The organism is Pseudomonas extremorientalis (assembly GCF_024584605.1).
Classification (GTDB): domain Bacteria; phylum Pseudomonadota; class Gammaproteobacteria; order Pseudomonadales; family Pseudomonadaceae; genus Aquipseudomonas; species Aquipseudomonas extremorientalis.
Genome location: NZ_CP089519.1, coordinates 3,275,824 through 3,293,373, shown reverse-complemented (window position 1 = coordinate 3,293,373; position 17,550 = coordinate 3,275,824). Strand labels below are relative to the sequence as shown.

Sequence of the window (17,550 nt, the reverse complement as noted above, 5' to 3'; positions counted from 1 at the left end):
TAGTGAGGCTCTTCGCTGTTTTAACAGGGCCCATGGCCCCCGGCCACTCTGTTTTATTCACTGGACGATCGCGGCGTTTCGTGGTGCGTCATCAATCAATGGCGTTGCCGAGTACGGCGTGAATCCGCTCGGCGATATGGGCGGCATGGGTTTCCAGGGCGAAGTGACCGGTGTCGAGCAGTTCCACCACGGCATTCGGGTTGTCAGCTTTATAGGCGTGGGCGCCTGGCGGGATAAAGAACGGGTCGTTCTGGCCCCAGATCACCAGCGTAGGTACGAGTGTGGCCTTGAAGAACGCCTGGAACGCCGGGTACAGCGCCAGGTTGTTGCGGTAGTCGAGGAACAGGTCCAGTTGGATCTCGTCATTTCCGGGGCGCTGCATGAGCAGTACATCGAGCATGTAGGATTCCGGGGCTACCCGCTCGGGCTGCTTTACGCCATGCAGGTATTGGTAGCGCGTGCCTTCCAGGCTGATCACTGCGTTGCGAATCACCTCGCGGTTGGCCTGGGTCGGCTCGTTCCAATAGGTGCGAATCGGTGCCCAGGCATCCCCCAGGCCTTCCAGATAGGCGTTACCGTTCTGCGACACCAGTGCGCTGACCCGTTCCGGATGCGCCACCGCCAGGCGCAGGCCCACCGGCGCGCCATAGTCAAAGACATACAGGGCGTAACGGTTCAACGCCAGCGCATCGACAAAATGCCCGACCGTGATTGCCAGGTTGTCGAAGCTGTAGTGGTAATCGCGCTCAGCCGGCACCTCGGTGAAGCCGAAGCCCGGCAGGTCCGGCGCAATGACCCGGAAGCGCGTGGCAAGCAAGGGGATCAGGTCGCGGAACATGTGCGACGAACTGGGAAAGCCGTGCAGCAGCAACATGACCGGTGCCGATGCAGCACCGGCCTCGCGGTAGAACATGCGCACGCCGTCGGCATCGACGTGGCGGTAGTGAACGGCAGGGGTTGGAGTGGTCATGATGGAATGCCCTTTGTAACTAGATTGAGTTGATTTACGGGTTACTTTTTAAAAAGCTGCGCTGATTAATGTAACCTGTCAAATCATTTATTAGGGTTAGAATTGTTATTTTTGTAACTATCCTGATGTCGTAATAGCGGTTACGATATGGACGCTCACAAGAGGATTGCCCCATGACCCTTCCCCCATCCACTGCCGCCCCCTCGGAACCCTATGTCCTGGCCGATGATCCGGTGTTGGACATGCTCAATACCCTGGCGAACATCGACGGCGTGCCGTGGGATTTCTGGCAGGCCGATGCCGACGTGGCCGCCTGGTTGGTGCGCCTGCAATGGGTTGAACAACACGGTATTCCGCAGTTTGAACCGGGGGCGTTGCTCAGCGCCGCGCGGGAGTTGCGCGAGGTGATTCGTGAGTTGGTGGCTGCGCGCAAAGCGCGACAACCTGGCAATCCGGCTGCACTCAACGGCTTTTTACGCAAGGCGGTGAGCCATCCGCAGTTGGTGTGGACGGCGTCCGAGGCGCCAAAGCTTGAGCGCCAGCGCAAGCAGCAGACGGCGCAACAGTTCCTGGCCCCGATTGCCGAGGCGGCCGCCACGTTGCTGGTGGAAGGAGATTTCAATTTGATCCGGCGCTGCGAGCATCCGGAATGCATCTTGTGGTTTTATGACCGCACCAAGGCCCACAAGCGCCGCTGGTGCAGCATGGCGTTGTGTGGCAATCGGCATAAAGTCGCTGAATTTCGTAAACGCAAACTGAAGCTTTGAAGGAGATGGCCTTGCACACCATCCAGGAGCAGCACGTCGCGACAGTCAGGGATCCGCTAGGTCTTAGACGACTGTTCTCTGGCGAGCAATTGCTGCTTGCGCTCCACCCCCCAGCGGTAGCCCGATAGCTCACCATTGCTACGCACTACGCGGTGGCAAGGAATGGCCACCGCCAGGCTGTTGGCGCCGCACGCCTGGGCCACCGCACGGAACGACTTTGGTGCGCCGATGCGCTCGGCGATCTGCGCGTAGCTGGCGGTGCTGCCCGGTGGAATCTCACGCAAGGCTTGCCACACCCGTTCCTGGAATGCGGTGCCGCGCAGGTCCAGTGGCAAGTCCAGGCCGAGCGCGGGCGCTTCGATAAACCCCACGACCTGCGCAATCAGTTGCTCGAAACACGGGTCGGCGCCCACCAGTTCCGCGTTGGGAAATTGATCCTGTAGATCGCGCACCAGTTGGTCCGCGTCATCCCCCAGCAGAATCGCACAGACGCCGCGAGCGCTCTGCGCCACCAGGATCGCTCCCAGTGAGCACTGCCCGACGGCGAACAGTATCGCAGTGTTGGTGCCCCCGGCCTTGTAGTCGGCGGGCTTCATGCCAAGTAGTTGGTCGGCGGATTCATAAAAGCGACTGTTGGAGTTGAAGCCCGCGTCATAGAGCGCATCCGTCACTGAGTGCGCGCTCTTGAGACCGTCGCGCACCTTGCGCGAACGATGGGCACTGGCATAGCCCTTGGGTGTCAGGCCAGTAACGGCTTTGAACACACGGTGAAAATGAAAAGGGCTGAGATTGGCGTGCAGTGCCAGCGTATTCAGGCTGGGTGGAGTGTCGGCCTGTTCGATATGACGACAGGCATCGGCCACCAGCTGTGCATGCTGCGCCGCGAGCTGGGTCCGGTCGCCGGCCGCGCGTCTGCTGGCGCGATAGCCGGCGGCTTCGGCCTGCGCCGGGGTGTCGAAAAACTCGATGTTTTCCGGGCGCGGCAAGCGTGAAGCGCTACTGGCGCGGCAGTACACGCCGGTGGTCTTCACGCCATAGACGAACAGCGCATCGGCCTTGGGGTCACGGGCAAGTACGGCGGCCCAGCGCGGGTCTTGTTCGGTAGTCATGTTCGGCACTCTTGACGGATCCCGGCCAGATTAGCCGGGTCGCGAACGCCTGGCACTCTGAAGCTTGCGGTCAAATCAGCCGGCGGTGCGAAAGGTCAGGTTGATGCGTTGCGGACCCATCACCGGGTGCACGCCTTCCTTGATCGGCATCACGCCATGAAAGCGCAGGCGGTCCACGCCGCCCCAGACCACCACGTCGCCATGGAACAGCGAGACTTTGCGGGTCTTGTCGCTGCGCGCATGCCCACCAAACAGAAATATTGCCGGCAGTCCGAGCGAGACAGACACCACGGGTTCGCTGTAGCGACGCTCATTTTTGTCTTGATGCAGCGACATTTTTGCGCCGGGTACATAGCGGTTGATCAGGCAGGCGTCCGGGGCAAAGTCAGGGAACCCGGCGTCAGCGGCCGCCAGCACCGCCAATTCACGCAGGGCGTCCGGCATGGGCGGCCAGGGTTGCTGGCTACGTGGGTCCACGGATGAGTAACGGTAACCAGAGGTGTCGGTAGTCCAGCCCAGGTCGCCGCAACTGCTCAATGCGGCCGACATGGTAAAACCACCCGGTGTGACCATTTGCCGAAACGGTGATTGAGCCAGCACCTGCCGTAGTTCCGGTAGAAGGCGCTCAATCCAGGGCAGGGCGTAGCCTTTTAATACGCAGGACTGTTCGCCAATTTGCTCGCGCCCTGCGGGTTGCTGCAAGGCGTCTTCGGCGAACAGATCTTCGGTGGGGCCGGGCATTCGCCTACAGCGCCTTGCTCACATTGATGTCGGTGATTTCATCACTGGCATCGTGAATTTTCGCCAAGGCTTGCTTGGCTTCTTCGACGCTGTTGGTCTGCAGTTGAGCGAACTCAAAGCGGCGTTCGCCGTTGAGCTTGTACTTGATCACGTATTTGGTAGTAGCGGTCACGATCGTTTCCTGTGGTAGGGGCGGGTCAGCTCAGCTTGGAGCTGGTGCGACGCACAATGCGGATCTTGTGAGACAGCGCGGGTTTGCGGGTCACGCTGATGGCACGGCGTGTGACCACGTCCAGGGTGATATTCCAGAACCCGGTGCTCGGTGCGGTGATTTTGGCGGGGAACTTGTCGAATGCGCCGCCGTGGTAGGTGTGTCGGCCGCCATTCTTGAAGCTGCGAAAATTCGCATCGCTCATTAGCCGGATATTACAAGTCTGCGAGCATTCGATGACAACAATGTCTCCCTCGTTGAGGTGCTCGCGCTGGTGGATGAATTTCATGAGGGTGTCTCCAGAAGGGCTTTTTCTGAAAAATCAGAACGATACGTAGGTTAAGATGGAGTTTATCAGCCCCAGCGCGTTTATTATCGGCCCGTCTTCAACGACGTCGACAATTTAAAACAGTTATTTACCGAGTTATCAGGGATAAATCCTACGTGGGCGGGAGAAAAATACCATCCTCGCTGTCGTAGGGTCTTTATCGGAGGTTTTGTATGAAGTGGAGTGTGTTGGTTCTGGCCCTGGCGATTGGTGGGTGTGCTTCGGTTGCAGATATCAAGCAGACCCCGCCGACCCTGGCGGTTATTTCCGGGAAGAAACCGCAGGAATATGCTGCCTGTGTAGTGCGTAAACTGTCCACCACGCGCCGCCCGCCGCAGATCGAGCCGCATAAGGACGGTGTGCAGGTGATTGTGCCGCAGAAATTCTCGGCGGACCCGTCGGCGATTTTCGAGATCGAAGACCGCTCCAGCGGCAGCAGTATCAAGCTCTACGAGAGCATGTCCAATGTGCCGATCCGTCCCGGTGATGTGAAGAAGGCCGGCGAAGAGTGCATTTCCGGTTCATAAGCGCCGTTTCACCCACTGATCGGGCAGGGCATCCGTTAAACTCTCGTCCATTCAATGCAAAAATGCCGTGCAAACCCCCGGTTTGTGCGGCATTTGTTTTTTCGGGAAGTCTTTTATGAAGCGTGAACACGTCAGGGCTCGCCAGGCCGAAGGCCAGATATCGGCCACTCACATCATCCAGAACCCGGCTGACTTGGGGGAGTGGATTGTATTTTTCAAGAAAAGCGGTGGCCGCAGCTTTTTCCTGGTGGACGATCAGGATGAAGTCGAGTCGTTCTCGCGGCTGGATGACCTGGTGGAGACCATTCGTGGCCTGGGTATCAAGTTCGCCGATATCCAGTTGTAGGCGCTAAGCTTACTTGCACACGACTACGACACTGCGGCTTTTGAAGTTGCCGACGTCCTGGCCCAGGGTCTTTTCACTTTCCTTGAGCGAAGGCGTGCCTTCGGTGCCGACGATACGGTAGCCGGTGCCTGCGCAAGAAGCGTCGGCCTTTTCATAGCAGCTGGCCCAGGAATTGGCTTCGCCCGAGCAGTCGATGGTCAGGCCTTGCTCACCGTTTTTCAGGTAGACGTCAGAGGTGGTGGTGCATCCGGCGAGCGCCAGTCCTGCAGTCAGTGCCAGAATCTTGTTCATGTAGGTTCATCATCGAGGGTGTTGGAGGGCACGCTGACACTGTCGTGGGGCGTTTTGGCGAGATTATAGCGAACTGCCATCTACGTACAGACAAACACAAAAAAGCCCCGTTCACCGGGGCCTTTTGCACAGGGCATTGACGTTTACTTGCCCTTGGGCCGTTTGCTCGAAGCGTGGCCTGCTTCATCCACAAACACTTCGGCTACGGCAATAGCCTGGCTTTCGCTGGCAAATGCGCCGGCGACGCTGTCGCCGTGGAAGTTGATCAGGTGCCAACCGTCTGCTCGCTTGGTGATCAGGTAGCCGTTCACGCCTTTTGGTTCTGACATCTATCAAGTATCTCGTGGTCTGGTTCAGGGGCCTATGATAGCGCCAAATGTCGCGGGCACGCGCAAGTTATTCTAGGTCAGTGTTACCGCTGTAAAAGCATGCTAAAAAGGTCACAGCCCTTGGAAATACCCCGTGCAGGCTCATTTGGCCGTGCCGATGCAGATGCGCTTCGTAAGATACGCGGAACTTACGCCGAGATTTTTTCTCTATGATGACATCGCAACGCCAGCAGGACCCATTGTAAGGTGACTGCGGCCTGATTAGACTGCGCCGAATTCCGTACGCACAGCCCTTTGTAAGGACCCATATGATCAAGAAATGCTTGTTCCCAGCAGCCGGTTACGGCACTCGCTTCTTGCCAGCGACCAAGGCCATGCCCAAAGAGATGCTGCCGGTGGTGAACAAGCCACTGATTCAGTACGGCGTCGAAGAGGCACTGGATGCCGGCCTGAACGAAATCTCCATCGTGACCGGCCGTGGTAAGCGCGCGCTGGAAGACCACTTCGACATCAGCTACGAGCTGGAAAACCAGATCAAGGGCACCGACAAGGAAAAATACCTGGTCGGCATCCGCAAACTGCTGGACGAATGCTCGTTCTCCTACACCCGTCAGACTCAGATGAAAGGCCTCGGCCACGCCATCCTGACCGGACGCCCGCTGATCGGTGACGAACCGTTCGCCGTGGTACTGGCGGATGACCTGTGTGTGAACCTGGAAGGCGACGGCGTACTGACCCAGATGGTCAAACTGTATCAAAAGTACCGTTGCACTATCGTTGCCGTGATGGAAGTGAACCCCACCGAAACCAACAAGTACGGCGTTATTGCCGGTGACGACATTGGCGATGGCCTGATCCGCGTGCGTGACATGGTCGAGAAACCAGCGCCGGAAGACGCACCTTCCAACCTGGCGATCATCGGTCGTTACATCCTGACTCCGGACATCTTCAAGCTGATCGAGGAAACCGAGCCAGGCAAGGGTGGCGAGATCCAGATCACCGACGCCCTGCTCAAGCAAGCCAAAGACGGTTGCGTGATTGCCTACAAATTCAAGGGCCAGCGTTTCGACTGCGGTGGCGCCGAGGGCTACATCGAAGCGACCAACTTCTGCTACGAGCATTTCTACAAGACTGGCAAGGCTTACTGATTCACGGTGTAGGCAGCCTGTTCTAAAAAAGCCACCTTCGGGTGGCTTTTTCGTTTTTCAGCCCCATGTAAGTCGGTATGCTGATGTCCTGCCGAGGAGAGTGAAATGGCCTACGATTTTGACCTGTATGTAATTGGCGCCGGTTCCGGCGGTGTGCGTGCGGCACGTTTTGCCGCAGGCTTTGGTGCCAAGGTGGCCGTGGCGGAAAGCCGCTACCTGGGCGGCACCTGTGTCAACGTCGGTTGCGTGCCGAAAAAACTGTTGGTGTACGGCGCTCATTTTGCCGAGGATTTCGAGCTGGCCAGCGGTTTTGGCTGGTCGTTGGGCGAGGCGAATTTTGATTGGGCCACCTTGATCGCCAACAAGGACCGCGAGATCAATCGCCTCAATGGCATCTATCGCAACCTGCTGGTCAACAGCGGCGTGACCCTGCATGAAGGGCATGCGCGCCTGGTGGATCCGCATCAGGTCGAAATCAATGGCCAGCGCTTTACCGCCAGGCACATTCTGATCGCAACGGGTGGTTGGCCGCAGATTCCGGAGATTCCTGGGCGCGAACACGCCATTGTCTCCAATGAAGCGTTTTTCCTCAAGGAATTGCCCAAGCGTGTGCTGGTGGTTGGCGGTGGTTACATCGCTGTCGAGTTTGCCGGTATTTTCCACGGCCTGGGCGCCCAGACCTCGTTGCTGTACCGCGGCGACCTGTTCCTGCGCGGCTTCGACGGTTCGGTACGCACGCACTTGAAGGAAGAGCTGACCAAGCGCGGCCTGGACCTGCAATTCAATGCCGATATCGAGCGCATCGACAAGCAGGCCGATGGCAGCCTCAAGGCCACGCTGAAAGACGGCCGGGTGCTCGAAGCCGACTGCGTGTTCTACGCCACGGGGCGGCGTCCGATGCTGGATAACCTGGGCTTGGAGAACACCGGCGTCAAGCTCGACAAGCGTGGTTTTGTTGAGGTGGATGACCTGTACCAGACCGCCGAGCCCTCGATCCTGGCCATCGGCGATGTGATCGGTCGTGTGCAATTGACGCCGGTTGCCCTGGCCGAAGGCATGGCTGTGGCGCGTCGCTTGTTCAAGCCTGAGCAGTATCGTGCGGTGGATTACAAGATGATCCCGACGGCGGTATTCAGCCTGCCGAACATTGGCACCGTGGGGCTCTGCGAAGAAGAGGCGAGGGAGAAGGGCCACAAGGTGCAGGTCTTCGAAAGCCGTTTCCGGCCGATGAAGCTGACCCTCACCGAGTGCCAGGAAAAGACCTTGATGAAGCTGGTGGTCGACGCCGACACCGACAAAGTGCTGGGCTGCCACATGGTCGGCCCGGATGCGGGTGAAATCGTGCAGGGCCTGGCGATTGCGCTCAAGGCAGGCGCGACCAAGCAGCACTTCGATGAAACCATCGGCGTGCACCCAACGGCGGCGGAAGAGTTCGTCACCATGCGCACGCCCGTAGCGGGCTGATCAGGCCTTGGGCGTTGCCTCTGGCGCCGCTGCAACGGCGGCGGCCAGGCGCAGCGCCTCGACACTGGCCTGGGCCTTGATCAGCTCCAGTTCCAGGGTTTTATTGGCTTGCTGCTGTTCGCCCAGCGCTTCCTGGCGTGACTGGTTCTCCAGCGCTGCTACTCGCAGGCGCTCTTGAATCAGGGTGCGTTCGCTGTCAATCAGGCTCACCTGTTCAGTCAGCTTGAGCAGTCGGGCCTGATCCTTGCGGGATTGCTCTTGCAGTGCAGTCAACTCCCTCGCCGTTACCCGGTGCTCAATCAACAGGCGCTCATTGTCGCGATGCAGTTGGGTGATTTCATCCTGGCGCACCATGGCGCTCTGTTGGGCCTGGCGCAGTTCTGCCTGTACCTGTTGCAACTGGCCTTCATGGCGGCGCTGTTCCTGTTCGCGCTGCTCTTTTATGGCATTGCGGTAATGCTCCAGGGCGTCCCGGGCATGCAGGTGCTTTTCTTCCAGCGAGCGAATCTGCTCGTCCTTGTCGTTGATCCTTAGCTCGTAATCACTGCACGCCTGGCTCAGCCCGGCGTTGCGGGTCTGCTCGGTCTGCAGGCTGGTGCTGGCGGTTTGCAGGGCTGCGCTTTCTTCTGCCAGGGCGGCCGCCTGGATATCGAACCGCTGCTGGAGTTGGCCATGGGCCTCCTCAAGGGCTTGCACCTGGGCGAGCAGGGCGGCCTTCTGCTGTTCGAACTGCGCCAGGGCCAGGTCGATTGGCTCTTGGGCTTTCTCTTTCAGGCGCTGGGCCAGTCGCGCAACCAGTTCGCCAAGCTCGTCGTCGATCGGCGCTTCGGTGATGGTGGTGCGCGTTTCGCTTTCATCCAGCTCTTTCAAATAGCGGTGAATGGTGGTTTTCGAGCCCGTATTGCCCATCTCGATACGTACTGCGTCGATGCTGGGGTTCTCGCCGCGGGCGAGGATTGCCAAGCGGGCTGTTTGAACTACTGCTTTGTTGATGCCGCCGCGAGCCATGGGGTCTCCATCGATTTCGTAATGTAGTACGTGGTATGTATATACGTACCATATCATAAATAAAAATTTGTTGTGACTTAGCGTTTAACAGATGGGATATTGGCGTATTATCCCGTGTCATGCGTGTTTGATTTGCTAAAGTCCCCGCCAGTAGTACAAATAGGCTTCCCATGAGCGATCTGGATCGTTACCTCAACGCCGCCACGCGCGATAACACGCGGCGCAGTTATCGCGCGGCCATCGAGCACTTCGAAGTGAGTTGGGGCGGGTTCCTGCCGGCAACCAGCGACAGCGTGGCGCGCTATCTGGTCGCATACGCAGGTGTGCTGGCAGTCAACACGCTGAAGCTGCGGTTGTCGGCACTCGCGCAGTGGCATGCCAGCCAGGGGTTTCCTGACCCGACCAAGGCGCCCGTGGTGCGCAAGGTACTCAAGGGCATTCGTGCTGTGCACCCGGCGCAGGAGAAGCAAGCCGAACCGTTGCAGCTCAAGCATCTGGAACAAGTGGTTGCTTCTCTTGACGCTGAAGCGATAGAGGCGGCGCAGACACAGGACCAGCCCCGGTTGCTGCGTGTCAAGCGTGATACTGCGTTGATCCTGCTGGGCTTCTGGCGTGGCTTTCGCAGCGATGAGCTGTGTCGCCTTTCCATCGAGCATGTGCAAGCCACGCCTGGAGCGGGGATCAGCCTCTATCTACCCCGCAGCAAAAGCGACCGCGACAACCTCGGCAAGACCTACCACACCCCGGCACTGTTGCGGCTGTGTCCGGTGCAGGCCTATAGCGAGTGGCTCAGTGCCTCGGCTTTGGTACGTGGCCCGGTGTTTCGCGGTATTGATCGCTGGGGCAACCTGGGGGAAGAGGGCTTGCACCCCAACAGTGTGATCCCGCTGCTGCGCCAGGCCCTGGAGCGCGCCGGCATTCCCGCCGAGCACTACACCAGCCACTCGCTGCGCCGGGGCTTTGCCACCTGGGCTCATCGCAGCGGCTGGGATTTGAAGTCGTTGATGAGTTATGTCGGCTGGAGCGACATGAAATCCGCCATGCGCTATGTTGAAGCCACGCCCTTTCTCGGCATGACCCTGGCGACCCGACCGCTGCTTTGAGATTTCTTCTATTAATACAGTCACCTGATAGGGAAAACCAATCGTCAGCATCAGGTTTGCCAATGAGCCATCGGCGTAGAGAGTGGGTAGGATTCACCTCATCAACTTGCTAAGCCCTTCTACAAACCTGACGGAGAGTCAACGATGCCTATCATCAACAGCCAAGTAAAACCGTTCAAAGCTACCGCCTACAAAAACGGCAACTTCGTAGATGTGTCCGACGCTGACCTGAAAGGCAAGTGGTCCGTTGTGTTCTTCTACCCAGCCGACTTCACCTTCGTGTGCCCAACCGAGCTGGAAGACCTGGCTGACAACTATGCCGAGTTCCAGAAACTGGGCGTCGAGATCTACAGCGTTTCCACCGACACCCACTTTGCCCACGCTGCCTGGCACAACACTTCGCCAGCCATTGGCAAGATCCAGTACACCATGATCGGCGACCCGACCCTGACCATCTCTCGCAACTTCGACGTGCTGATCGAAGAAGCTGGCCTGGCAGACCGCGGTACTTTCGTGATCAACCCGGAAGGTCAGATCAAGATCGTTGAACTGAACGACGGTGGCGTTGGCCGTGATGCTTCCGAGCTGCTGCGTAAAATCAAGGCCGCTCAGTACGTTGCTGCCCACCCAGGCGAAGTGTGCCCAGCCAAGTGGAAAGAAGGCGAGGCTACCCTGGCTCCGTCCCTGGACCTGGTCGGCAAGATCTAAGTCTGTGAAGTCTCAAGGGCGGGAATCCGCACTTAAGTAAGCTGCATCCGCCCCCAAAACGCCCGGGCGAGATTCGCTCGGGCGTTTTTTTGTCTGCAATAAACCGAATGAACAGGAAATCGCCCGTATGTTGGACGCCAATCTTAAAGCTCAGTTGAAGTCATACCTGGAACGGGTCACCCAGCCGATCGAGATCGTCGCCTCCCTCGACGACGGCGCGAAATCCCAGGAAATGCTTGCCCTTTTGCAGGACGTGGTCAGCCTCACCACGCTGATTACCCTGAAAACCGATGGCAATGATGCGCGTAAGCCGTCGTTCTCCATCAACCGCCCGGGTGCCGAGATCAGCCTGCGTTTTGCCGGCATCCCCATGGGCCATGAATTCACTTCGCTGGTGCTGGCCCTGCTGCAAGTCGGTGGCCACCCGTCGAAGGCCAGTGTCGAAGTGATCGAACAGATCCGCGCCCTCAAAGGCGAGTTCAGCTTCGAGACTTACTTCTCGCTGTCCTGCCAGAACTGCCCGGACGTGGTCCAGGCGTTGAACCTGATGGCTGTGCTCAACCCTAACATCCGCCATGTCGCCATCGACGGCGCACTGTTCCAGGCTGAGGTGGACGAGCGCCAAGTCATGGCAGTGCCCAGCGTGTACCTTAATGGTGTGAACTTCGGCCAGGGTCGCATGGGCCTGGAAGAGATCCTCGCCAAGCTCGACACCAGCGGCATCGAAAAAGCCGCCGAGAAAATCAGCGCCAAAGAGGCCTTCGATGTACTCGTCGTCGGCGGCGGTCCTGCCGGTTCATCGGCTGCGATCTACGCCGCACGCAAAGGCATTCGCACCGGCGTCGCCGCCGAGCGTTTCGGCGGGCAAGTGCTGGACACCATGTCCATCGAGAACTTCATTTCGGTACAGGAAACCGAAGGCCCGAAATTGGCCAGCGCCCTGGAAGCCCACGTGCGCCAGTACGACGTGGACATCATGAACCTGCAGCGCGCCAGTGCCTTGACTCCGGCGAAAAACGCCGGTGACCTGCACGAAATTCGCTTCGAAAGCGGTGCGACTCTCAAATCCAAGACCGTGATCCTGGCGACCGGCGCCCGCTGGAGAGAAATGGGTGTCCCGGGCGAGCAGGAATACAAGGCCAAGGGTGTGTGCTTCTGCCCGCACTGTGACGGTCCGTTGTTCAAGGGCAAGCGTGTGGCGGTGATCGGCGGCGGCAACTCCGGCGTGGAAGCGGCCATCGATCTGGCCGGTATCGTCAGCCACGTGACCTTGCTCGAGTTCGACAGCAAGTTGCGCGCCGACGCCGTGTTGCAGCGCAAGCTCTACAGCCTGCCGAACGTCGATGTGATCACCAGCGCGCTGACCAGCGAAGTGAAAGGCGATGGCCAGAAAGTCACCGGTCTGGCGTACAAGGACCGTGACAGCGGCGAGTTCAAGACCATCGACCTGGAAGGGATCTTTGTGCAAATCGGCCTGCTGCCCAACACCGACTGGCTCAAAGGCACCGTGGAACTGACGCCGCGTGGCGAGATCATCGTCGATGCGCGTGGCGAGACGTCACTGCCGGGCGTATTCGCTGCCGGTGATGTCACCACAGTGCCGTACAAGCAGATCGTGATTGCGGTGGGCGAGGGCGCCAAGGCCTCCCTCAGTGCGTTCGACCACCTGATCCGGACTTCTGCCCCGGCGTAAGGAAGGCCGCGTAAATGAAAAACCCCATGAGCGATCATGGGGTTTTTTTGTTACAGCGGTGCCGGCTGGATAATTTCGACCCAATACCCATCCGGGTCCTTGATGAAGGCCAGGCTCTTCATGCGACCGTCGGTGAGGCGCTTCTGGAAATCGCAGCCCAGGGCTTCGAAGCGCTCGCAGGCAGCGACGATATCCGGCACCGAGATGCAGATATGGCCAAAACCACGTGGGTCGGTATTGCCGTTGTGATAGGCGAAGTCGGCGTCGTTTTCGGTGCCGTGGTTGTGGGTCAGTTCCAGGATGCCTGGAATCGACTTCATCCACTGGGTGCGCTCGGCAGCGTCGGCCGGAATCTGGGATTTATCGACCAGAGCGAGGAAGTACAGGCTGAATTCGGCTTCCGGGAAGTCGCGTTTTTCAACCAGGGAAAAGCCCAGGACACGGGTGTAGAAGTCCAGTGACTTGGTGATGTCCTTGACCCGCAGCATGGTGTGGTTGAACACGAAATTGGCGGTGGCGGTGTCAGGTTGGGCGGTAACGCCCGGGAAAGTGTTCAGTTCGTGCAGGCTCATGGGCCCTCCAGAAAAAATGGGGCAAACGCGGCTCTGAAATGTGAGCGGTTCCTTGGCTTGCGGCTGGCATCCGTGCAGCCGGACCATGATACGCAACGCTTGGCCCGGTCGCCAGATGAAAAAGCCATGCAGGCCTTGCGGCCTGTGGAGGCTGGGGCCCAAACTTTGGCCATTGAACCTTGGGTGTTTTTCGTAATGACTGAATTTCGTAAACCGCTGTTGGGCATGCTGTGCGTGTGGTTGGGCAGTTCCTGCGTAGTGGCCGCCGAGCCCGAAATTCATTGGCCTAGTGGGTGGCAGGTTGAGGAAGTCGTCGCGGATGGCCAGGCACCTGTCAAACCCCAGGCAGTGTCACGCCAGCGGGCAATCAAGAATGATGAAAACGGTACGACCCTGATGGTCATGGAGTTGACCGGGACACCGATTGAAGTTGGCCACAAGGTTAATCTTCAAGGCGTACTGCTGGAGATGCGTAAATCCATCCAGAAGGATTTTGCCCAGGGCGGTTATCAAAGCGTGTGCAGCAAGATGCGCCCTTCAACATTGAGCCGTCTTGAAGCGCTGGAAACTACTTGCGTGATAACCGAGAACGGGCGGCACGTGCTCTCGCAAACATTGGTGGGCGCGGTTGATACCGATAAGGCGTATGTATTTTCATACGCGGGTCAGGCCGATGCGTATGAAGCAAGCAAGGAGGAAGTCAGTTCGGTACGCGATAGCCTGAAACTTTAAGTGCGTGAGGGCTGTCGATTTTGAACAAAGTGAAATGTTATTTAAGTTCGATTTCGAACCTTACAAGATAAAAAAGCCCCGCGTCAGCGGGGCTCTTTATAAGTCCGGTACGATCAGCCGCGAAGCCAGGAATCTACAGTGGCAGGGCCGTACTGTTCTTTCCAGGCCTTGAGGCCACGGTGGTTACCGCCTTTGGTTTCGATCAGTTCACCGGTGTGCGGGTTCTGGTAAACCTTGACCACTCGCGCACGGCGCTGTTTGGGGGCGGCAGCGGCGGCGCTGGACTTGCCCGGGTTTGGATCAAGGATGGAAATGATGTCGCGCAGGCCTTTGCCATAGCTCTTCATCAGGGCTTGAAGCTTTTCTTCGAATTCGATTTCTTTCTTCAGGCCAGCATCGTTCTTCAGGGATTCCAGCTGGGCAAGCTGCTCTTGAAGGGCTTTTTCTGCTGCGCGAAATTCGGCGAGTCTGGACAAAATCTGTACTCCAATAGTGTAGTTGGCTGATATCAACTGCAGACAAAGCTATAAGCCAAGCGCTTTAAGGCGACCCAGGAAAGAAGTCGTCTCGCGAGTTCTGCACAGGCAGGAAAAATTGTAGTAGTTAATGCGCCACGAGTAAATCATGTCTTTTCTCTAGACCCAACTATTTCAGTACAGGTAGTGCATGGCTATTCAATGACGCGCCAGCGATTTAATAAATTCATCACAGGGTAAAGGCTTTCCAAACAGGTAGCCTTGCAGGAAGTCCACCCCTTGAGCGGCCAGGTAATCACACTGTTCGCGTGTCTCCACACCTTCTGCAACGATGCCCAAGTCGAGCTTGCCCGACAGCTCTATGATGCTGTCCAGAATATGCCCCGATAGTGCATCTGCACCGATCATGGCGACAAAACTCTGGTCAATCTTCAAGTAGTCCACATTGAAGTTGCGTAAATAGCCCAGGCTGGAATGGCCGGTGCCGAAATCGTCAATGGCAATCATCACTCCCAATTGATGCAAGGCATCGAACAAGCGGCGGGTAATCTCGGTAGGTTCGATCAACTCGCGTTCGGTCAACTCCAGCACCAGGGTCACCTGGCCCACGGGAAAGGCGGCGAGAAACTCACGGCAGTCCTCCACCAGTGCCAGGTCCTGGCAGTGGCGTGCAGTGATGTTCACACCAACATGGAATCCCGGGCTGAAACGCGTGGCATGGGGCGCCAGTTGCGCGGCGGTCTGGCGCAGGAGAGCACGAGTCATCGGCACGATCAGGCCCGAATGCTCGGCCAGGGGGATAAACAGATCGGGTCGCACCAGCCCTTCCTTAGGGTGTTGCCAGCGCATCAGTACCTCGCAGCCTGCCCATTCACGGGTATCACCGCGCACCACGGGCTGGAAGTACGGAATGAATTCGTTGGCGGCCAATGCCCGATACAGTTCATGGGTGGGGGCCGAAGAGCGTTTTTGCAGCCAATGCGCCAGCGCCCCAGCCAGCACGCCAAAGAACACCAGCAGGCTGAACAACGCCGGGTATCGAGCCTGCATGTAGCGCCAGACTTCGCCAGCCGGCATGCCTGCGTCGACGCTGTAGTGATAACGCGAGGATGCAAGATGATGGTGCGCTACGGCAAATAGCGGCACCGCGGTGTCATGCACTTTTCCATCGGCCCCCAGCCAATGGGGCCCGACTTGCAGTACCAGGTCGGCGTAGCGACTGATCAGGCGCAAGGCGTTGGTCAGGTGGTAGCCGTCGATCGACGCAAATGCGGCCTTGTCACCCTCGACCAGCCGGTACACCAGCAGAGCGGTATCCGGCGTCACCGGGTTGCCATCCATCAACCACAACTTGCCATCTACATAATCATCCGGATTGACCGGTGACGCGTATTGGTCACCAAACAGCGAGCTGCAGTAGATGTTTCTCTGCCAGGACAAGGTGGTCGCCCGCACGAATGGACGGCGCGTGACCTGCTCGCGCAATGCCAGCTGCGCGCCGTTATCACAGGGTTGACCTGCCAGTGGCAGCAACGCCTGGGCGGCGAGGGCGGTGTTATCGAGCATCAAGTCGAATTGGCGCACAGCTTCCTGCGCGGTCTGGGCGGTGCTTTGTTCAAGGGTGCGTTCGGCCTGCCAATGGAGGATAGCCACGCCCAATGCAACGGGCACCATGGCGCAAAATACGCTGATCAGGTTACGGGTGGCACGGCTGCGCGGGCCTTGGACGGTCAGGGGCATGGGGTAAAAGCCTGGTACGAGGTGAGAGAGGCGTCAGTACGGCGGGTCGGACATGACTCGATGATAGTTGCAGTCGCCGCAATAAGCTCGGGATACCTACCCGTTCGGTCAGTAGGCAGCCTTGCGGGCGTTATCTGGGACTGCTACTGGCAGTGCTGCTGCACGGTGGACCGGCGACGGTAGATGCCGGTGTGATCATCAACGGCACGCACCATATCTACTGATCGCCCCACGGTCCGCCACGCGCCTGTCCTTCGACGCGATCCTGAAGCTGCCATCCGGCGCTGCCAGCCTGCGCTTCAGTACCGTGGATGACAACGGCGCGCTGCGCCATCATCGCCAGCCGCTATAGCGGCGGGACATGCCCATAGTCCAGGCCTTGTGCCACGCGAATAAACGCCAGGGTAGCGGGTGACGCCTGGCGGCGGTCCAGCACCGCCAGTCCAATCGAACGGGTAATGGCCGGTGCCAGTGGACGTGCCACATAACGCGGGTCTGCCGTGACCGGCAGGGAACCCTGGGCCACCACGCTGACGCCATCGCCACGGCTCACCGCTTCCAGCGTGCTGAGCAACTGCGCGCAACGGTAACGCACCTTCGGGGTCAACCGGGCACCGGCGAACAGGCGCGAGACCAGCTCCGACGAGCCGGCCTCGGTCAGGATGAAGGGCGCGTCGCAGAGGTCCTCAAGGCGCAGGGCAGGGTGTGCGACCAGGGGGTGGTTGGCCGGCAACAGCGCGACCATCTGATCGGTGAACAGCGTGAAGGTGTCGAATCGCTCTTGCTCCAGCACCACGAAACCCACGTCGATGCGCCGCTCATCCAGCCATTGGATGACCTGGCGGTCCGGGCCTTCATCGACATGCACCTCAATGTCGGGGTAGGCCTGGCGAAACGGCCGAAGGATCTGCGGCAACAGCCGATTGGACGACGTTGGCCCGAAGGAGCCGATGCGCAGCGTGCCGCGCTTCAAGCCCCGGGCATCGGCGGCCTCCTGTTCGAGGGTGTTGGCCAGGCCGAGCATGGTGCGGGCGCGCAACAACAATTGTTCGCCAATATCGGTCAACGCCACATGGGCTTGATGACGACGGAACAGCTCCACCCCCAGTTCCTGCTCCAGACCCTTGATGGCATGCGACACCGCCGATTGGCTGATACCCAGGCGGTTGGCGGCATGGGTAAAGCCTTGCAGCTCAGCGACCAGGGAGAAAATTTCAAGTTGGGTCAGGGTCATGAGTATTTACTCATTTTACGATGATCAAGTATCAGGCAAACACTAGGCTAACT

At 58.8% G+C, this 17,550-nt stretch carries 21 protein-coding genes; 9 read left to right on the top strand and 12 right to left on the bottom strand.

Features of this window, described 5'->3' with window-relative positions:
• Window positions 1-91: 91 nt before the first annotated feature.
• Window positions 92-970 carry an alpha/beta fold hydrolase gene (locus LUU92_RS14560; protein ID WP_257102167.1) on the bottom strand — a complete coding sequence of 293 codons (879 nt, stop codon included), beginning with the start codon at window positions 968-970 and terminating at the stop codon, window positions 92-94.
• 173 nt (window positions 971-1,143) lie between these two features.
• Here LUU92_RS14560 and LUU92_RS14555 point away from each other — a divergent pair, with 173 nt between their 5' ends.
• Window positions 1,144-1,737, top strand: coding sequence for a CGNR zinc finger domain-containing protein (locus tag LUU92_RS14555; protein ID WP_071488235.1), 594 nt, complete (start codon window positions 1,144-1,146; stop codon window positions 1,735-1,737).
• A 56-nt stretch (window positions 1,738-1,793) separates the two neighbouring features.
• On the opposite strand, the gene ada is transcribed toward LUU92_RS14555, so the two are convergent.
• The 4 genes from ada to LUU92_RS14535 all read right to left on the bottom strand — a co-directional run bounded on the left by ada (window position 1,794) and on the right by LUU92_RS14535 (window position 4,087).
• A complete protein-coding gene (gene ada, locus LUU92_RS14550) occupies window positions 1,794-2,846 on the bottom strand; it encodes a bifunctional DNA-binding transcriptional regulator/O6-methylguanine-DNA methyltransferase Ada (protein WP_257102166.1) in 1,053 nt (350 codons plus the stop codon).
• Between the two features lie 75 nt (window positions 2,847-2,921).
• The gene (gene alkB, locus LUU92_RS14545) at window positions 2,922-3,587 is read right to left on the bottom strand and encodes a DNA oxidative demethylase AlkB (protein ID WP_071488237.1); all 666 of its coding nucleotides are present in this window, start codon (window positions 3,585-3,587) and stop codon (window positions 2,922-2,924) included.
• A 4-nt stretch (window positions 3,588-3,591) separates the two neighbouring features.
• Entirely contained in the window at window positions 3,592-3,759 is a 168-nt protein-coding gene (locus tag LUU92_RS14540; RefSeq protein WP_012724160.1) for a hypothetical protein, read from the bottom strand.
• Between the two features lie 25 nt (window positions 3,760-3,784).
• On the bottom strand, window positions 3,785-4,087 hold the full coding sequence (locus LUU92_RS14535) for a DUF1883 domain-containing protein (RefSeq protein ID WP_003191319.1): 303 nt from the start codon (window positions 4,085-4,087) through the stop codon (window positions 3,785-3,787).
• Between the two features lie 212 nt (window positions 4,088-4,299).
• On the opposite strand from LUU92_RS14535, the gene LUU92_RS14530 reads away from it, so the two are divergent.
• Together LUU92_RS14530 and LUU92_RS14525 are read left to right on the top strand one after the other, a co-directional pair.
• Complete coding sequence (locus LUU92_RS14530) at window positions 4,300-4,653, top strand: hypothetical protein (protein ID WP_071488238.1); 354 nt, start codon at window positions 4,300-4,302, stop codon at window positions 4,651-4,653.
• 115 nt (window positions 4,654-4,768) lie between these two features.
• Window positions 4,769-4,999, top strand: coding sequence for a hypothetical protein (locus LUU92_RS14525; RefSeq protein WP_071488239.1), 231 nt, complete (start codon window positions 4,769-4,771; stop codon window positions 4,997-4,999).
• Window positions 5,000-5,008: 9 nt separating this feature from the next.
• Here the strand turns inward: LUU92_RS14525 and LUU92_RS14520 are convergent, their stop codons facing one another.
• Window positions 5,009-5,290, bottom strand: a complete 282-nt coding sequence (locus LUU92_RS14520) for a hypothetical protein (protein WP_071488240.1) — start codon at window positions 5,288-5,290, stop codon at window positions 5,009-5,011.
• A 143-nt stretch (window positions 5,291-5,433) separates the two neighbouring features.
• A complete protein-coding gene (locus LUU92_RS14515; RefSeq protein WP_012724166.1) occupies window positions 5,434-5,619 on the bottom strand; it encodes a hypothetical protein in 186 nt (61 codons plus the stop codon).
• Between the two features lie 308 nt (window positions 5,620-5,927).
• On the opposite strand from LUU92_RS14515, the gene galU reads away from it, so the two are divergent.
• Together galU and gorA are read left to right on the top strand one after the other, a co-directional pair.
• The gene (gene galU / locus LUU92_RS14510) at window positions 5,928-6,767 is read left to right on the top strand and encodes a UTP--glucose-1-phosphate uridylyltransferase GalU (protein WP_003173830.1); all 840 of its coding nucleotides are present in this window, start codon (window positions 5,928-5,930) and stop codon (window positions 6,765-6,767) included.
• 105 nt (window positions 6,768-6,872) lie between these two features.
• On the top strand, window positions 6,873-8,231 hold the full coding sequence (gene gorA / locus LUU92_RS14505; RefSeq protein WP_257102165.1) for a glutathione-disulfide reductase: 1,359 nt from the start codon (window positions 6,873-6,875) through the stop codon (window positions 8,229-8,231).
• Here the strand turns inward: gorA and LUU92_RS14500 are convergent, their stop codons facing one another.
• Window positions 8,232-9,239 (bottom strand): DNA-binding protein, encoded by a 1,008-nt coding sequence (locus tag LUU92_RS14500; RefSeq protein ID WP_257102164.1) that lies wholly within the window; start codon window positions 9,237-9,239, stop codon window positions 8,232-8,234.
• Window positions 9,240-9,409: 170 nt separating this feature from the next.
• Here LUU92_RS14500 and LUU92_RS14495 point away from each other — a divergent pair, with 170 nt between their 5' ends.
• From LUU92_RS14495 to ahpF, 3 genes are all read left to right on the top strand, one after another.
• Window positions 9,410-10,342, top strand: coding sequence for a site-specific integrase (locus LUU92_RS14495; protein WP_071488243.1), 933 nt, complete (start codon window positions 9,410-9,412; stop codon window positions 10,340-10,342).
• 144 nt (window positions 10,343-10,486) lie between these two features.
• Window positions 10,487-11,050: an alkyl hydroperoxide reductase subunit C gene (gene ahpC, locus LUU92_RS14490; RefSeq protein WP_010210361.1), complete on the top strand. Its 564-nt coding sequence runs from the start codon at window positions 10,487-10,489 to the stop codon at window positions 11,048-11,050.
• A 127-nt stretch (window positions 11,051-11,177) separates the two neighbouring features.
• Window positions 11,178-12,743 carry an alkyl hydroperoxide reductase subunit F gene (gene ahpF, locus LUU92_RS14485; protein WP_257102163.1) on the top strand — a complete coding sequence of 522 codons (1,566 nt, stop codon included), beginning with the start codon at window positions 11,178-11,180 and terminating at the stop codon, window positions 12,741-12,743.
• Window positions 12,744-12,793: 50 nt separating this feature from the next.
• Here the strand turns inward: ahpF and gloA are convergent, their stop codons facing one another.
• A complete protein-coding gene (gene gloA / locus LUU92_RS14480) occupies window positions 12,794-13,315 on the bottom strand; it encodes a lactoylglutathione lyase (RefSeq protein ID WP_071488245.1) in 522 nt (173 codons plus the stop codon).
• A gap of 195 nt (window positions 13,316-13,510) precedes the next feature.
• Here gloA and LUU92_RS14475 point away from each other — a divergent pair, with 195 nt between their 5' ends.
• Window positions 13,511-14,047: a DUF4946 domain-containing protein gene (locus tag LUU92_RS14475; RefSeq protein ID WP_071488254.1), complete on the top strand. Its 537-nt coding sequence runs from the start codon at window positions 13,511-13,513 to the stop codon at window positions 14,045-14,047.
• 113 nt (window positions 14,048-14,160) lie between these two features.
• Here LUU92_RS14475 and LUU92_RS14470 read toward each other — a convergent pair whose 3' ends face one another.
• The 3 genes from LUU92_RS14470 to LUU92_RS14460 all read right to left on the bottom strand — a co-directional run bounded on the left by LUU92_RS14470 (window position 14,161) and on the right by LUU92_RS14460 (window position 17,497).
• The gene (locus LUU92_RS14470; protein ID WP_071488246.1) at window positions 14,161-14,523 is read right to left on the bottom strand and encodes a histone-like nucleoid-structuring protein, MvaT/MvaU family; all 363 of its coding nucleotides are present in this window, start codon (window positions 14,521-14,523) and stop codon (window positions 14,161-14,163) included.
• 198 nt (window positions 14,524-14,721) lie between these two features.
• Entirely contained in the window at window positions 14,722-16,263 is a 1,542-nt protein-coding gene (locus LUU92_RS14465; protein WP_222539743.1) for an EAL domain-containing protein, read from the bottom strand.
• Window positions 16,264-16,609: 346 nt separating this feature from the next.
• Complete coding sequence (locus LUU92_RS14460) at window positions 16,610-17,497, bottom strand: LysR family transcriptional regulator (RefSeq protein ID WP_222539744.1); 888 nt, start codon at window positions 17,495-17,497, stop codon at window positions 16,610-16,612.
• Between the last annotated feature and the right edge of the window lie 53 nt (window positions 17,498-17,550).

Coding starts and splice junctions, on each gene's coding strand:
- LUU92_RS14560 (WP_257102167.1), bottom strand. CDS start 970: ATGACCACTCCAACCCCTGCCGTTCACTACCGCCACGTCGATGCCGAC.
- LUU92_RS14555 (WP_071488235.1), top strand. CDS start 1,144: ATGACCCTTCCCCCATCCACTGCCGCCCCCTCGGAACCCTATGTCCTG.
- ada (WP_257102166.1), bottom strand. CDS start 2,846: ATGACTACCGAACAAGACCCGCGCTGGGCCGCCGTACTTGCCCGTGAC.
- alkB (WP_071488237.1), bottom strand. CDS start 3,587: ATGCCCGGCCCCACCGAAGATCTGTTCGCCGAAGACGCCTTGCAGCAA.
- LUU92_RS14535 (WP_003191319.1), bottom strand. CDS start 4,087: ATGAAATTCATCCACCAGCGCGAGCACCTCAACGAGGGAGACATTGTT.
- LUU92_RS14530 (WP_071488238.1), top strand. CDS start 4,300: ATGAAGTGGAGTGTGTTGGTTCTGGCCCTGGCGATTGGTGGGTGTGCT.
- LUU92_RS14525 (WP_071488239.1), top strand. CDS start 4,769: ATGAAGCGTGAACACGTCAGGGCTCGCCAGGCCGAAGGCCAGATATCG.
- LUU92_RS14520 (WP_071488240.1), bottom strand. CDS start 5,290: ATGAACAAGATTCTGGCACTGACTGCAGGACTGGCGCTCGCCGGATGC.
- LUU92_RS14515 (WP_012724166.1), bottom strand. CDS start 5,619: ATGTCAGAACCAAAAGGCGTGAACGGCTACCTGATCACCAAGCGAGCA.
- galU (WP_003173830.1), top strand. CDS start 5,928: ATGATCAAGAAATGCTTGTTCCCAGCAGCCGGTTACGGCACTCGCTTC.
- gorA (WP_257102165.1), top strand. CDS start 6,873: ATGGCCTACGATTTTGACCTGTATGTAATTGGCGCCGGTTCCGGCGGT.
- LUU92_RS14500 (WP_257102164.1), bottom strand. CDS start 9,239: ATGGCTCGCGGCGGCATCAACAAAGCAGTAGTTCAAACAGCCCGCTTG.
- LUU92_RS14495 (WP_071488243.1), top strand. CDS start 9,410: ATGAGCGATCTGGATCGTTACCTCAACGCCGCCACGCGCGATAACACG.
- ahpC (WP_010210361.1), top strand. CDS start 10,487: ATGCCTATCATCAACAGCCAAGTAAAACCGTTCAAAGCTACCGCCTAC.
- ahpF (WP_257102163.1), top strand. CDS start 11,178: ATGTTGGACGCCAATCTTAAAGCTCAGTTGAAGTCATACCTGGAACGG.
- gloA (WP_071488245.1), bottom strand. CDS start 13,315: ATGAGCCTGCACGAACTGAACACTTTCCCGGGCGTTACCGCCCAACCT.
- LUU92_RS14475 (WP_071488254.1), top strand. CDS start 13,511: ATGACTGAATTTCGTAAACCGCTGTTGGGCATGCTGTGCGTGTGGTTG.
- LUU92_RS14465 (WP_222539743.1), bottom strand. CDS start 16,263: ATGCCCCTGACCGTCCAAGGCCCGCGCAGCCGTGCCACCCGTAACCTG.
- LUU92_RS14460 (WP_222539744.1), bottom strand. CDS start 17,497: ATGACCCTGACCCAACTTGAAATTTTCTCCCTGGTCGCTGAGCTGCAA.